Origin of the sequence: Hymenobacter citatus, assembly GCF_014333615.1 — a bacterium.
Taxonomy (GTDB): domain Bacteria; phylum Bacteroidota; class Bacteroidia; order Cytophagales; family Hymenobacteraceae; genus Hymenobacter; species Hymenobacter citatus.
Window position 1 is genome coordinate 205,326 of sequence record NZ_JACSCY010000005.1, and the last position, 14,277, is coordinate 219,602.

General features: G+C 58.0%; 16 protein-coding genes. 10 read left to right on the forward strand and 6 right to left on the reverse strand.

Features of this window, described 5'->3' with window-relative positions; genetic code table 11:
* Nucleotides 1–44: 44 nt before the first annotated feature.
* The 8 genes from rpmG (at nucleotide 45) to H8B15_RS09035 (ending at nucleotide 7,257) form a co-directional block, all read left to right on the forward strand.
* Nucleotides 45–227, forward strand: a complete 183-nt coding sequence (rpmG, locus tag H8B15_RS09000) for a 50S ribosomal protein L33 (RefSeq protein WP_185281704.1) — start codon at nucleotides 45–47, stop codon at nucleotides 225–227.
* 8 nt (nucleotides 228–235) lie between these two features.
* The gene (locus H8B15_RS09005; RefSeq protein WP_185281705.1) at nucleotides 236–397 is read left to right on the forward strand and encodes a DUF4295 domain-containing protein; all 162 of its coding nucleotides are present in this window, start codon (nucleotides 236–238) and stop codon (nucleotides 395–397) included.
* 215 nt (nucleotides 398–612) lie between these two features.
* Nucleotides 613–1,587, forward strand: coding sequence for a signal recognition particle-docking protein FtsY (ftsY, locus tag H8B15_RS09010; RefSeq protein ID WP_187319344.1), 975 nt, complete (start codon nucleotides 613–615; stop codon nucleotides 1,585–1,587).
* A gap of 130 nt (nucleotides 1,588–1,717) precedes the next feature.
* Nucleotides 1,718–3,031, forward strand: coding sequence for a 30S ribosomal protein S12 methylthiotransferase RimO (gene rimO / locus H8B15_RS09015; protein ID WP_187319345.1), 1,314 nt, complete (start codon nucleotides 1,718–1,720; stop codon nucleotides 3,029–3,031).
* A gap of 239 nt (nucleotides 3,032–3,270) precedes the next feature.
* Nucleotides 3,271–3,690 carry a hypothetical protein gene (locus tag H8B15_RS09020; protein ID WP_187319346.1) on the forward strand — a complete coding sequence of 140 codons (420 nt, stop codon included), beginning with the start codon at nucleotides 3,271–3,273 and terminating at the stop codon, nucleotides 3,688–3,690.
* A gap of 117 nt (nucleotides 3,691–3,807) precedes the next feature.
* A complete protein-coding gene (bshC, locus tag H8B15_RS09025; RefSeq protein WP_187319347.1) occupies nucleotides 3,808–5,391 on the forward strand; it encodes a bacillithiol biosynthesis cysteine-adding enzyme BshC in 1,584 nt (527 codons plus the stop codon).
* Nucleotides 5,392–5,534: 143 nt separating this feature from the next.
* Entirely contained in the window at nucleotides 5,535–6,107 is a 573-nt protein-coding gene (locus H8B15_RS09030; protein ID WP_187319348.1) for a 5-formyltetrahydrofolate cyclo-ligase, read from the forward strand.
* A gap of 643 nt (nucleotides 6,108–6,750) precedes the next feature.
* Entirely contained in the window at nucleotides 6,751–7,257 is a 507-nt protein-coding gene (locus tag H8B15_RS09035) for an ExbD/TolR family protein (protein ID WP_187319349.1), read from the forward strand.
* 9 nt (nucleotides 7,258–7,266) lie between these two features.
* On the opposite strand, the gene H8B15_RS09040 is transcribed toward H8B15_RS09035, so the two are convergent.
* The 4 genes from H8B15_RS09040 to mnmC2 form a co-directional block, all read right to left on the reverse strand.
* Nucleotides 7,267–7,797: a GDYXXLXY domain-containing protein gene (locus tag H8B15_RS09040; RefSeq protein WP_187319350.1), complete on the reverse strand. Its 531-nt coding sequence runs from the start codon at nucleotides 7,795–7,797 to the stop codon at nucleotides 7,267–7,269.
* Nucleotides 7,798–7,801: 4 nt separating this feature from the next.
* Nucleotides 7,802–9,025 carry a DUF2157 domain-containing protein gene (locus tag H8B15_RS09045; protein WP_187319351.1) on the reverse strand — a complete coding sequence of 408 codons (1,224 nt, stop codon included), beginning with the start codon at nucleotides 9,023–9,025 and terminating at the stop codon, nucleotides 7,802–7,804.
* Between the two features lie 52 nt (nucleotides 9,026–9,077).
* Nucleotides 9,078–9,629, reverse strand: coding sequence for a hypothetical protein (locus tag H8B15_RS09050; protein WP_187319352.1), 552 nt, complete (start codon nucleotides 9,627–9,629; stop codon nucleotides 9,078–9,080).
* An 89-nt stretch (nucleotides 9,630–9,718) separates the two neighbouring features.
* Nucleotides 9,719–10,393 (reverse strand): tRNA (5-methylaminomethyl-2-thiouridine)(34)-methyltransferase MnmC2, encoded by a 675-nt coding sequence (gene mnmC2 / locus H8B15_RS09055; protein WP_187319353.1) that lies wholly within the window; start codon nucleotides 10,391–10,393, stop codon nucleotides 9,719–9,721.
* Nucleotides 10,394–10,514: 121 nt separating this feature from the next.
* Here mnmC2 and H8B15_RS09060 point away from each other — a divergent pair, with 121 nt between their 5' ends.
* Together H8B15_RS09060 and H8B15_RS09065 are read left to right on the forward strand one after the other, a co-directional pair.
* Entirely contained in the window at nucleotides 10,515–10,949 is a 435-nt protein-coding gene (locus tag H8B15_RS09060; protein ID WP_187319354.1) for a thioesterase family protein, read from the forward strand.
* On the forward strand, nucleotides 10,946–11,581 hold the full coding sequence (locus H8B15_RS09065) for a thiamine phosphate synthase (protein ID WP_187319355.1): 636 nt from the start codon (nucleotides 10,946–10,948) through the stop codon (nucleotides 11,579–11,581). Before H8B15_RS09060 ends, H8B15_RS09065 begins: the two co-directional genes overlap by 4 nt.
* Nucleotides 11,582–11,772: 191 nt before the next feature.
* Here the strand turns inward: H8B15_RS09065 and moeB are convergent, their stop codons facing one another.
* Nucleotides 11,773–12,843, reverse strand: a complete 1,071-nt coding sequence (gene moeB / locus H8B15_RS09070) for a molybdopterin-synthase adenylyltransferase MoeB (RefSeq protein WP_187319356.1) — start codon at nucleotides 12,841–12,843, stop codon at nucleotides 11,773–11,775.
* 165 nt (nucleotides 12,844–13,008) lie between these two features.
* Entirely contained in the window at nucleotides 13,009–14,142 is a 1,134-nt protein-coding gene (thiH, locus tag H8B15_RS09075) for a 2-iminoacetate synthase ThiH (RefSeq protein ID WP_187319357.1), read from the reverse strand.
* Nucleotides 14,143–14,277 lie beyond the last annotated feature (135 nt).

Consider the following 14,277-nt stretch of genomic DNA (forward strand, 5'->3'; position numbering starts at 1 on the left):
AAGCCAGTACCTTTGCAGTCCTTAATCCAAAAACAACAGTCGAGATGGCTAAAAAAGGAAACCGGGTGCAGGTAATCCTGGAGTGCACCGAGCACAAGACCTCGGGTCAGCCGGGCACCTCGCGCTACATTACCACGAAGAATCGTAAGAATACCCCTGAGCGCATCGAGCTGAAGAAGTTCAACCCCGTGCTCAAGAAGATGACCGTTCACAAGGAAATCAAATAACCTGAGCAATGGCTAAGAAAGTAGTAGCAACCCTGAAAGTATCGGGCGGTAAAGACTGGGCGAAAGTGATTCGCGCCGTAAAATCCCCCAAAACTGGTGCCTATACCTTCCGCGAAGAGATGGTGCTGGTGGACAAAGTGCAGGAGTATCTGGCTTCGGGCACCAAGTAATTTGGCGCCATTCGTGGCTACCCAACCAACGTGAAGAAGTCCCGCCAACCGTGGGACTTTTTTGCGTGTTAGGGTCTTGGGGACTTAGGATCTTGGGGTCTTAGGTTCTCTGCTGATAAGCGTATTGCGCGTCATACCGCATGACTGCAACGCAGTACATCAGTCAGCCCTACCCTATTCCAAGACCCCAAGACCCTAAGACCCCAAGACCCCCCATGGGACTTTTCGACTTTTTCAAGAAGGATAAAGAGAGCAAAGAGCAACAGCAGGCGCTGGATGAAGGGTTGCAGAAGACCAAGACCAACTTCTTCGACCAGCTCAGCAAGGCCGTGGTGGGCAAAAGCACCGTGGACGAAGCCGTGCTCGACGACCTGGAAACGCTGCTGGTGCACGCAGATGTAGGCATCGACACGACGGTGAAGGTGATTGACCGCATCGAGAAGCGCGTGGCCCGCGACAAGTATGTGAGCACCGGCGACCTGGACCGCATTCTGCGCGAGGAAATTGCCGGGTTGCTAATCAACAACAAGTCCGGCTCCCTGGCCCTCCTTGACCGCCCCGACAACACCGGCCAACCCTACGTGATTATGGTAGTCGGCGTGAACGGGGTAGGCAAAACCACAACCATCGGCAAGCTGGCGCACCGTTTCCATAGCGCCGGCAAGAAGGTAGTACTCGGCGCTGCCGATACGTTCCGGGCAGCGGCTGTGGACCAGCTTATCATCTGGGGGGAACGGGTAGGCGTGCCGGTGATTTCGCACGGCATGAACACCGACCCCGCCTCCGTAGCCTACGACGCCGTGAAGAAGGGCGTGGATATGCAGGCCGACGTAGTAATTATCGACACGGCCGGGCGCCTGCACAACAAGGTGAACCTAATGAACGAGCTGAGCAAGATCAAGCGCGTAATGCAGAAAGTAATTCCCGACGCGCCCCACGAGGTCCTGCTTGTGCTCGACGGCAGCACCGGCCAGAACGCCTTCCTGCAAGCCAAGGAGTTCACCAAAGCCACTGAGGTATCGGCCCTGGCCATCACCAAGCTCGACGGCACGGCCAAGGGCGGGGTGGTCATTGGTATTTCGGACCAGCTGAACGTGCCGGTGCGCTATATCGGGGTAGGCGAGAAGATGACGGATTTGCAGCTTTTTGACAAGCACACTTACGTCAACTCGCTGTTTAGCAAGAAATAAAGTCGATTTGTCATCCTGAGCGGAGCGAAGGACCTTCTCACGTTGAACGATTGTCGTTGCTACGCCAGTTGTGCAACGTGAAAAGGTCCTTCGCTCCGCTCAGGATGACAAAGCGCAATAATAAGTAAGCATGAAAGTAAGAGGCCAGAAAGCCAATAAGGTCAACGTGATTACCCTAGGTTGCTCCAAGAACCTAGTGGATTCGGAGGTGCTGATGGGGCAGCTGCGCGCCAACCAGTTCGACGTGACGCACGAGGCGGAGACCAACGACGCCAACATCGTGATTGTGAACACCTGCGGCTTTATCGATAACGCCAAGCAGGAGAGCATTGACACGATTCTGCGCTACGCCGACGAGAAGGAAGCCGGCCGCCTGGATAAGCTCTACGTGATGGGCTGCCTCTCGCAGCGCTACAAAGACGAGCTGGAAACCGAGATTCCGCAGGTAGACGCGTACTTCGGCACCCTGGAAATGCCCCAGCTGATGAAAAAGCTGGAGGCCAACTACCAGCACGAGCTGGTAGGCGAGCGGCTGATTACGACGCCTTCGCACTACGCCTACTTCAAGATTGCCGAGGGCTGCAACCGGCCGTGCTCGTTTTGCGCCATCCCGCTAATGCGCGGCAAGCACACCGACCGCTCTATTGAGGACTTGGTGCGCGAGGCTAAGCGCCTGGCTAGCATGGGCACTAAAGAGCTGATTCTCATTGCGCAGGACCTCACCTACTACGGTCTGCAAGCCTACGGCGAGCGGAAGCTGCCCGACCTGCTCCGCCACCTCTCCGACGTGGAGGGCATCGAGTGGATTCGGATGCAGTACGCCTACCCCTCGCAGTTCCCGATGGAGGCCCTGACGGTAATGGCCGAGCGCGAGAACATTTGCAAATACCTGGATATGCCCTTGCAGCATATTTCGGATAATATGCTGAAAACCATGCGCCGCGGCATCAGCAAGCGCCGCACTATAGAGCTGGTAGATACTATGCGCCAGCGCGTGCCGGATATTGCCCTGCGCACTACCCTCATTGCCGGCCACCCCGGCGAGACGCAGCAGGATTTCGAGGAACTGTACCAATGGGTGGCCGATACGAAGTTCGACCGCCTGGGCATCTTCACGTACTCGCACGAGGAAAGCACCCACGCCTATACCTTGGATGACAACGTGCCCGCCGAAACGAAGCAGGACCGCGCCGACCAGATTATGGAGCTGCAACAGGGCATTTCGTTGGAGCTGAACGAGCAGAAGGTAGGGCAAACCTACAAGGTGCTGTTCGACCGTAAGGAGAGCGGCTACTTCGTGGGCCGCACCCAGTACGACTCGCCCGAGGTAGATAACGAGGTGCTGGTGCCCGCCACCAAAGACACGCACGTGCGCCTAGGCGACTTTGCTACCGTGAAAATCAACGAGGCATCTGACTTCGATCTGTACGGCGAGCTAGTGTAGATTTCGTTGGGTCGATGTAGAGACGCATACTTGCGTCTCGTCGTCCGCACCGTGTGGTCGATTTTTGACGCCTTCAACGACGAGACGCAAATATGCGTCTCTACAGTATGCTGAAAGCCCTGTTCCGGTCTGCCGGAGCAGGGCTTTCTTGCTGGGCAGTAAAAACCATTCCGTACAACGCAGTTCAGTACTTTTACCAGCCCACTCAGCCAGCTAAAAGGCAGTTTATAATAGTACGTATGCATATCCGGATTCAGCAACAGAAAGTAGAGTACCAGATTGAGGGCGCCAGTCAGCCAGCCGACGACCGGGTACTCCTTGCCACCGACACCGACCTCACCGCCGGGCGGGTAGATAGTAGCGTTCTTTCTGATAGCTGCCGAAAATACTTCCTGGTAGGGAGTAGTACAACGGATTCTTCCCTAACCTTGGCGCCCGAGAGCCGCACCGAGCGCACGTCGGGTGGGGCCATTTACAACGGCACTACCTACAGCGTGCCCGCCCTAAACGGTGCCAACGAGCCGTTGGAGCTGGTGCGGCCCAACCCAGGCCCCGACGAAGTATTGCTATTTTCGCCCTACCTCCTGCACGGTGGGGCGTTGAATCTGAATGCCGATGCCACGCGTATTTCGTTGGAAATGCGGTTTTGGGCGGTTTAACTAGCGCCGTCTGATGGTACTCAGGGTTGCTTGGAGCGCGGTTGGTTGCCGGCGCCTAAAAAATTGCCAGTTACTTTATAGCGGTTGGCTGGTTATAGCCGAATGACCCCTCTCTGTATGCCCGTCACGACTCTATCGTACGCCGATACCGGCGCTTTCTCAAAGCTGATTACGGATTATCTCGCCCAGCATGAAGCGCTAACGCCTTTCTACCACCGCTTCCCAACCATGGAGAATTTTGCGGCGCAGATAGAAGAAAAGCAAGCCGCCTACCCTTCCGAAGCCCGGCAACGGCTGGTGGAGGCGTTGCGGGCACAATATACGGGCCTGCCGATACACCCAGCGGTGCAGGCCAACATCGACCTACTGGCCAAAGACACCACCTTCACCATCACCACCGGCCACCAGCTTAACCTGATGACTGGGCCACTGTATTTCATCTACAAGATTATTACGGCCGTTAAGCTGAGCCGACAGCTGAAGGAGCAGTACCCACAATACGACTTCGTGCCGGTGTACTGGATGGCTACAGAGGACCACGATTTCGCCGAAATCAACCATTTTCAGCTGTTTGGCAAAAGGTACGCGTGGGAAGCTGTTGAAACCGGTGGTCCGGTAGGTCGCCTGGGCCTGGAAGGGCTGTCGGAGCAGCTACTCGACCAGCTGCCCGCCGACGTGCCCGCGCTTTTCCGGGAGGCCTACCAGCAGGCCACTACCCTCACCGATGCCACCCGCCGCCTCACGCACGCGCTATTTGGGGAGTTAGGCCTAATCAGTATGGACGCCGACACGCCCGCGCTGAAGCAGGCGCTAGTGCCGGTGATAGAAAAGGAAATACAGGCGCAAGCCTCGCACCGCGCTGTGCAGTCCACCGATGCCGATCTGGAAGCTACTGGCTACTCGCCGCAGGTGTACTCGCGCCCGCTCAACCTCTTTTATATAACAGATAAGGGCAAACGCGAGCGGCTGGAAGCCGACGAAGCCCGCGGCTGCGTGGCCGTATTGAATACTGACGATTGTTTCGGTGAGGAAGAGCTACTCAACCTGGCCCGCCAGCAGCCTGAGCGGTTCAGCCCCAACGTGGTGCTGCGGCCGCTGTACCAGGAAATCCTGCTGCCCAACCTGTGCTACATTGGCGGCGGTGCGGAGGTGGCGTATTGGTTTCAGCTGAAGCAGGTATTTGCCGAGTACCAGGTACCCTACCCGATTGTGCTGCTGCGCAACTCGGGGCTATACATCAGTAAGGCCAATGCGGGCAAGCTGCGCAAGCTGGGCCTCACGGCTACGGATATCTTTCAGCCCCTACCCGAGCTAAAAAAGCAGGTAGGCACTGCCCTGGGGCAGGAAGAAGTGAGCCTGGCCGAGCAGCAGCAGGCGCTACAGGAGACGTTTGAGCAGATAAAAGCGCTGGCCGAGCGCCTCGACCCCACCCTGGTGAAAGCCGTAGCCGCCGAGGGCAGCAAAGTAGCCGGCAGCGTGGCGGGCCTGGAAAAGCGCCTCTCGAAAGCCGCCGAAGCCAGGCACGAAACGTCCTACTCGCAACTCAGCGGCCTCAAAGACAAGCTCTTCCCCGACGGTGGCATGCAGGAGCGCACCGATAATGTGCTGAGTGTCTACATCAATAACCCAGCGTTTCTGGACCAACTGTTGGAAGCCTTCGAACCACTGGCGCTGGAGTTTACGGTGCTGGAGGAGGAGTAAGAAGCTGTCCGAGTTCTATATGAACGGGGTAAAGACGCATACTTGCGCCTTATCGTTGAATGATTTCGTGCACCGGCGCGGCCGATGAGACGCAAGTATGCGTCTCTACTGTTCATATAGAACTCAAAAACAGCTTCGTAAGAATGACAAAGGCCGAACTTCGCCGTACTGCCCTGGCTGCCCGCCGCGCCCTACCTGCCGCCGAACTAGCACACCGTAGCGCGGCGCTACTGGGGCAGCTACAGCAGCACTTTAAGGTAGCGCAGTGGCGCTGGGTACACACGTTTCTGCCCGCCGTCCGGCAGCACGAGCCGGATACGTGGCCCATCATTCGCTGGCTGTGGGCCGAGCACCCAGCTATGCAAATAGCCGTGCCGGTCATGCAGGCCGATGGCATTACGCTGCGCCACTACCACCTTACACCCGAAACGGAGCTGGTAGAAAGCCGCTGGGGCATTCCCGAACCGGTAGGCGCTGCCGAGGTAGCACCGGATGCCTTCGATGCGGTGTTGCTACCCCTTCTCGCCTTCGATCAGAAAGGGCACCGGGTAGGCTACGGCAAAGGCTTCTACGACCGGTTCCTGGCCGAGTGCCGGCCCAATGCGCTGCGCATTGGTCTGAGTCTGGAGCCACCGGTGCCGCAGATTGCGGATGTGTGGCCCGGCGACATGCCCCTGCACGCCTGCCTCACGCCGGAGCGGGTGTGGTGGTTTTAATTAAATAACGAACTATGCTTTCTGCCTTGTTTGCAGTTTGCCGAAAGCGACGCTGGCCCAAATAGTAATAAGCAGAAAGATGGTTTGTGCTGCGCGCACTAGATAATCCCAAGTTTGTGAGGGCTCTGGTAGAGGAGGTCTCACAATACCCTGCGCAGATGCTTCCAAAGGTGGATAGATAGTCCAACCGACATTTTGTATGGAGGCCACTAGAATTGCAGCGTCGGTAGTGAATAACACCAATAAGGCTGCACACACTCCAACTGCTAAAAGAAGCCAGCGGCTACCAGTGGCTCGCCGACGTATCATATCTAGTAGACAAACTATTAAGAGACAGACAACGAAAAAACTAATTTGCCCAAGATAAGTGGATACAACAAAGTAAGTGTTGTGTAATTGAATATCGAGTGTCTTCTGCCATAGTGCCTCAAAACTGAATATAATGCTGAATAATATAGTCGATAGAAGCAACGCAATACCAACGCGGTAGAATAGAGAAATCATGAAGCTATGATTAGTTGAGTAGAAGGTGATATAGAAAAATCAAGTATGAAATTACTGTATGAAATCATTTATATAAGTGGCAATACGGCATGTATTCATAGCGTTGGCTGAATATCTACTCACTCAACTATTCTAATCCATGGCCGACATCCAACCAGCCGCCCCCGCTCAACATGGTAAGCCCCGCGCCAAGAAAATGGCCTTCCGCCTCGATATGACGCCGATGGTGGACCTGGCGTTTCTACTGCTTACCTTCTTCATGCTGACCAGCACGTTCAGCAAACCTACTGTGATGGAATTGGCGATGCCAGTTGAAGGCCCGAAGACGGATACTCCTGCCAGCAAGGCGCTTACGCTGATTTTGTGTAAGCACAACCAGGTGCACTACTTCTACGGCGTGAACGAAGCCAGCGCCGCCCCTATCCTCCACACCACCGACTACAGTGCCCACGGCCTCCGGCAGGTGTTATTAGACCTCCAGCATCGGCAAACCGGCACCGTAGTCCTCATCAAATCGGAGCAAGAATCGACCTACGGCAACTTGGTGGATGCGCTGGATGAGATGAACATCACCAGTCAGAAGAAATACGCTCTGGTAGACCTCGACCGCAACGACCGGGCGCTGTTGCAGCAGAATGGGCTGTAGCTGACAGCTCTACAACACCTCCGCCTTCGTAATGCGGGCCTGGCCCCAGGGGGCAATGCTCACGTGCACCAGCAGTGCGTGCGGTCCTTTTTTGTTCAGGGCTTTGGCCTGATTTTCCGGCGCATAGTACCGCTCCAGACCGTAGCGCAGGTGCAGGGTGCGTCGGCTGCTGCCTACCACCCACCCGCGCAGGATCACCTGCTCGGGGGGTAGGGCGCTGGGCTCTTGCTCGTACACGCGCACGGCGGCGTAGGAGCTTCCTTGGGCGCGCAGGGCCACGTATACCGGCTGACGGCGGCGCGGCTCGCTGGTTTCCTGCCATAGCGTGAGAGGCAGGTAGGTGATACCGTAGGTGAGGCGCAGGTGGTCGCGCTCCAGCAGGTCGCGGGGGTTGACGGGGGCCGTGCGCAGCTGCACCGTGCGGCCGTAGGCGGTGGTGGCGTAGCCTGCCGCCGCCACCGCCACGATAAACAGCAGCTGCGCGCCCACCAGCAGCACCAGCCACACCCGACGATTGACGGGGGTAGGAAGAACAGCCATACAGTTACGGATTAGAGGTGGAAGCGTCCGGCGCGGCGGTTTGCACGGCCCGGCGGCGCAAATACCAGCTCAGACTCAGCAGCAAGATGCCCCCGAGCAGGAAAAACAACGACTTGTTCATGAACCCCCAGGTGAGCTTGAAGTAGGCCACGGCGGTGGTCAGGATGAACAGGACGGTGCCCAGCGTTACGCGGTCGGGGTTTTGCTCCTGGTGGGCGCGCCAGAGCAGCGTGCCGGTGTAGGCGTAAAGGACCACCAACGCCGCCACGGCCAACGGCAGGCCGGCGGGCAGGTAGAAACCGGGTAGCAGCAGCAGCCAGTCGGTAGCGCTGCCCAGGCGGCCCCGCGCTTTTTTGCCCACCAGTGAGAGGACCAGCACTACCCCCAGCGCCGCCAGGTAGGCCAGCAGGGGCGGCCTCAGGCGGTCGGTATAGCTGCCAGCCTCCCCGAAAATGGCCAGCCCCAGCATAAACAGGAACGCCGCTACCAGCGGCGGCCCCTGCAACGCCCGTCCCGCTGGGCGGTCGGCCTGCCAGTCGCCAAAGGCGTAAATCAGCATAGTCGCCACGAAAAACCAGGTAATTTTTACGTGCAGCACGCCGATGAGCAAGCCCACTTGCCAGAGCAGGCCGGTAGCCAGCACAGCACCCAGCAGCGCATCGGGGTAGCGCCACCAGTAATAGCCCAGCGCAAGGGCCATGAAAACAGCCGTGGCATAGCTGAACGCGCCCAGCGCCTCGGTGTTGTAGCCCTGCACAATGCCACCAATGGCCACCGTCATCACAAACAGCAGGCGCGAGCGGTAGAGGTAGGTGAGTCCTACCCCGGCCACGCCCCAGGCCACCAGGCCCGTCACGTCGTAGCCGATGAGCTGGAACATTTGGCTGGTGAGGATGATGCTGGTGCCAAACAAAATCAGCCCCAGCCCCACCAGGCCCATGCCCAGCTGCGTGTTGCCGCGCCGCCGGAAATACTCGCCCGCCGCGTAGCTCCCCGCCACCGACCCCAGCAAAATCCCGAAGCGCACCAGCAGCGGCAGCTCCTGCCAGTTGGCCGCAATCAGGCTCAAGGCGCTCAACAGCACCAGCAGGCTTCCCAGCAGCGGCAGCAACCCAATGGCTTTATCATCAACGGGATACAACGCCAGCAACCGCTGTTCCTGCTCTGTGGTAATAATACCTTGCTCGACCCATTTCGGGCCTTCGACTTCAATAAACTTACGACTCATAGCTTCTGCAATATGGGCAGAATGAACGGACCTTATCTATCCTAGACCTCACTCAGCACGGCATCCAGTAATCTATACGCGCTAACCTACCATTTCTAAAAAACAGGATCCAATAGTCTTCGGCAGTCGCTTTGTCGGTTGCAATGTGTACGGTCATGTATTTGCCTTTCCGGTGCACGTTCATTTCGCTTTTGGCGGCTACTGCTTTGGGAAAGCGCTTGGCCAGTTCCGCAAGCGTCGTTTTGTTACTAAGTGTGATAGTAGGCGTAGTAAGCGTGAGGCGAGAGTTGCCCGCAAACTCAAGATTTCCTACCATAGCTAAATCGCCGTATAGCTCAACCTGACTTCCTTTGAAGTAAGCATACGAGAAGGGCTTATCGTAGAAAGAGACACAAACATCATCTATATTGGGCTTAGCCAGGCTGTCGGGCTGACCCAACTCCTTGAAAAGCTGTGTCCGTTTGCTTTTTAGAGGAAGACGACCGTTAATTTTCACCTGCTCGAAGGCAATATATTCCTGCGGCACCGGCTCTGTCGGCGTCATCGGCTGCATCATTTCAGCGTTTTGAAGAAGCAACAGCGGGACGAGAAAAGTAAGCATCATCTTAGTCATAATCTGTTTGTTGAAGTTGATAAATAGGGTAGGGATGATTAGGTATCTGAGGATACTACTTATATGTTGAATCCAACAACTTACTCCTTCCGCGCCCGCGTCATCTCGCGCTTGCCTATTGGCCCTGGCAGTTTTTCTACCAGCCACCCGGCTGCTTTCAGGCTGCGGCGAAAGCTGCCCTTGGCGCAGTAGCTGGTGAGTAGGGCGCCCGGCGCGGCGGCTTCGTAGAGCTGGGCAAATACCGCGTCGGTCCACATGTCGGGCTGCTTTTCAGGCGCGAAAGCATCGAAGTAGATGACCTGGTAGTAGTTGGCAGGTAGGGCGGTGTGCTGTAGCTCGCCGGTGAGTTTGTGCAGCAGAAAGTGTGGAAGTAACGGCACGGCTTCATCCCAGGCCGCCGCGTGTAGCTGATTGAAATTATCCAGCAGTTCCGGATTCAGGAGGTAGCGCTCGGGGTGCAGGTCGGCTACTACGGCGGGGGGTAGGGGATGCTTTTCTATGGTGTCGTAGGCCAGGGCCACGGGGGCGGTGAGGCTACGTTGCAGGGTCAGGATGGCGTTGAGACCGGTGCCGAAGCCGATTTCCAGCACCCGCACGGTATCGGTGGCGGCGGCCAGGGCGGGCTCCAGGGCTGCTTGTAGGTACACGTGCTGGGCTTCCTGCACGGCGCCGTGGGTGGAATGGTAGTGCTCGTCCAGCGCCGGCACGTAGAGCGTGCTGGAGCCGTCGGCGGTGGGGCGAACTTCTACTTGCATCGGGTTTTGGTTACTTACGGATGGTTTTTGGCTGAACGTTATTCCCTCGCTGGTCGAGTTAGACAGGTTCAACGGAACAAATAACCAAAAACCATCCGTAAGTAATCAAAAACCAACGCGCATGCCCCGTATCAAAGTCGCCCTACCCGACACCTACCTGCTCACGGTTGCCCTACCCATCCGCATCACCGACCTGAACTACGGCGCCCACCTCGGCAACGACGCCCTGCTGAGCCTCCTGCACGAAGCGCGGGTGCAGTTCTTGCAGTTTCTGGGACAGCCGGAGTTCGACCCCGCCACGCGCCAGGGCTTCATTATGGCCGATGTGGCCGTGGAGTATAAAGGCGAAGGATTTCATGGCGACACGCTGCACATTCAACTCGCCGCCACCGACCAGCACAAATACGGCTTCGACGTGGTGTACTGGGTGAAAAACCAAGACGGCAACGAAATAGCCCGCGCCAAAACCGGTATGCTTTGCTTCGACTACACCACCCGCAAGCTCCGGTCGCTGCCCGAAACTGTGGTCACGCGTCTTGCTAGTCTGGCCGAATGAGCGGGGTAGAAAACAACCGCCCGTTTCGGCTCCTGCTCGTTTCGCCCCCCGCTACTACCGCCACGGAGCTACCCACACTACAGCGTTTGTTTGAGGCTGGTTTGCAGATCTTTCATCTGCGCAAACCCGGTGCTACCAGCGCGAAAATAGAAGCCTACTTAAAAGCCGTGCCACGCCAGTATCATGGCCGGGTGGTGCTACACGGGCACTACGAGTTGGCGCAGCATTACCGAGTAGGCGGGCTGCACTTACCAGCCGCGGCGCGAACTACCTGGGCGGCGCGGGCACACCTGCGGCAGCCAGGCCACACCCTTTCTACCTCGCTGCACAGCCTGATCGAGTTGCGCCAACACCGTCGCTGCTACGATTACGTATTTCTGAGCCCGATTTTCGACAGCATCAGCAAGCAGGGCTACGGGCAGGCATTTGCGCTGACGGAGGTGCAGCAGCAGCTACAGCGGCTGCAACAGCGCCGGCATTATGTGCCGCAAGTAGTAGCACTGGGCGGTATCACGCCCGGCAACGTAGCGCAGGTGCGAGCAGCGGGTTTTGCCGGGGCCGCCGTGCTGGGCAGCGTGTGGCAAGCCGCTGATCCGGTGGCGGCGTTTCGGCAGCTATGGCGTGAACTTTAATGCACAACGATGGCGCGGGGCTGTGCCCCGTGCCGACTATGCGCAGGCCTCTGGCCTGCACCACTAGAACAATTTGCTTGAGCAATCCTAACGGCGCGGACGACAGCAGGCCGGAGGCCTGCGCATAGTCGGCACGGGGCACAGCCCCGCGCCATGGCTGGCGCCTGCTGTAGATGAGCCTACGCAGCCATTTACCAGTCCTGCAACCCGTTATGCAGCGAGGCTACCTGCTGAAAACCATTAGCCAACAGCAGCTCAGCGGCCTGGCGGCTGCGTCTGCCGCTGGCGCAATGCACCACCACGGGTACCGCAGGGTCGAGGGTAGGGAGGGCGGCAGCGAGTTGGCCCAGCGGAATCAAGCGGCCTCCTATGTGGCGGGCGGCGTGTTCGTGCGGCTCGCGCACGTCCAGGAGCTGTAGTGGCTCTTGGGCCTGTAGCTTTTCGCGCAGCTCGTCGGCGCTGATTTCGGGAACGGCGTCGGTGGGGGCGTCGCCGCAGAAAACATCGTAATCGACTAAGCCGGTGAGTTGTTGGTTGCCTGGCACAGCCTGAAAGCGCAGGGTGCGAAACTGCATATACAGCGCATCAAACACCAACAGCCGTCCGCTTAGCACCTCCCCTACCCCTAAAATAATTTTCAATGCCTCAGATGCCTGCAACGTGCCGATAATGCCTGGCAACACGCCCAGCACCCCGATTTCGTTGCAGCTCGGCGCCTCGCCGGGGCCGGGCGGCTGCGCAAACAGGCAGCGGTAGGTAGGCCCGCCCTGGTAGTTAAACACCGATACCTGCCCCTCGAATTTGAAGATGGCCCCAAACACCAATGGTTTGCCCAGCAATACGCACGCATCATTCACCAAATAGCGGGTAGCGAAATTATCGGTGCAATCGACTACCACATCGTAGTCGGCCATGATTTCCAGCGCATTAGCGGCCGACAGGCGCACCCGCAACGGCTGCATTGCCACAAGCGGATTCTGTGCCCGCAGCTTTTCGGCGGCGGCTTCGGCTTTGGGCCGACCCACGTCGGCGGTGGCGTAGAGCACCTGGCGTTGCAGGTTGGTTTCGTCTACGGTGTCGTGGTCGAGCAGGCCGAGGGTGCCTACCCCGGCCGCGGCCAGGTATTGCAACACCGGGCAGCCCAGGCCGCCGCAGCCTACCACCAGCACGCGGGCAGCTTTCAGCTTCTGCTGGCCCTCAGGACCAATTTCGGGTAGGCGCAGGTGACGGTCGTAGCGGCGGGTTTCGGCGGGGGTGAGCATGGCGTAGTAAGCGCGGAGGGGTAAGGTTTGTTTGGGGGGGGGCAGGGTTAGCTTTTTCTATCATCCTGCGCATTCCGCGCATCAAGCGGCGGCGAAGGACCTTATGCCAGTTGAACGATTCGTTGGTACGCCACTCGTCCTAGCGTGATAAGATCCTTCGCAGGCTCAGGATGACAAAGCTGAGGTAGACGCCATCAGCGCCGCGTCCCAATCTTTCCACACCGGCTCGTAGCCCTGTCGCCGAATCATAGCCGCAATTTCCTCGGGCGTGCGCTCGTCGCTGATTTCAAACTGCTCCAACGACTCTGGCGCTACCGCGTAGCCGCCGGGGTTGGTCTTGGAGCCGGCGCTGATGCTGGTGATGCCTAAGCGAATGATGTTGTCGCGGAAGGTAGGCGTTTCGCGGGTCGAGATGGACAGCTCCACTTCCTCGTTCAGCAGGCGGTAGGCGCAGATAAGTTGCACCAATTCCCGGTCGCTCATCTCCACTTTCGGCTGCAATAGTCCCTCGGCTGGGCGCAGCCGAGGGAAGGAAAGGCTGTACTTGGTCTGCCAGTATATGCGTTCGAGGTAGTCGAGGTGCAAGGCCGTGTAGAAGCTGTCGGTGCGCCAGTCTTCCAGGCCAAACAGCACGCCCAAGCCCATCTTGTGGATACCGGCCCTACCCAGGCGGTCGGGTGTATCGAGACGATAGTAAAAATTCGACTTCTTGCCCTTGGGATGATGCTTTTTGTAGTCCTGCTGATGGTAGGTTTCCTGGTACACCAACACCGTGTTCAACCCCGCCGGAATCAGTCGCTCGTAGTCCTCCTGGTCCAGCGGCTGCACTTCCATGGAGAGATGGGCAAAGTGCGGCCGCAGCGTGTGCAAGGCCTTTTCGAGGTAATCGACGCCCACGGTCTGGTTGGCCTCGCCCGTTACCAGCAGCACGTGCTCGTAGCCCCACGCCTTCAGCACCTGCGCTTCCTGCACCATCTCCACACTGCTGAGCGTGCGGCGCCGGATGTTATTATCGAGGCTGAAGCCGCAGTAAGTACAGATGTTTTGGCACTCGTTGCTCAAATACAGCGGCACGTAAAGCTGCACCGTGTTGCCGAATCGCTTGCGCGTGAGCTGTTGACTGAGCCCCGCCATCTGCTCCAGGTAGGGCGCGGCGGCCGGCGAAATCAGCGCCTTAAAGTCCTCCAGCGTGCGGCGCGGCGTGGCCAGGGCGTGCTCTACATCGGCGGCAGTTTTGGCGTAGATGCTAGCTTTGACGTTGTCCCAGTGGTGGGCGTCGAAGATGGAGCGGAAGCTCATAGCGGTTGGTTTTTAGAACGTCATGCTGAGCTTGTCGAAGCATCTCGCGTGTTTAATCCGATAGTATTTCCCTTTGCATAGGGTGGTTACTATCTCACATCAGCACGCGAGATGCTTCGACAAGCTCAGCATGAC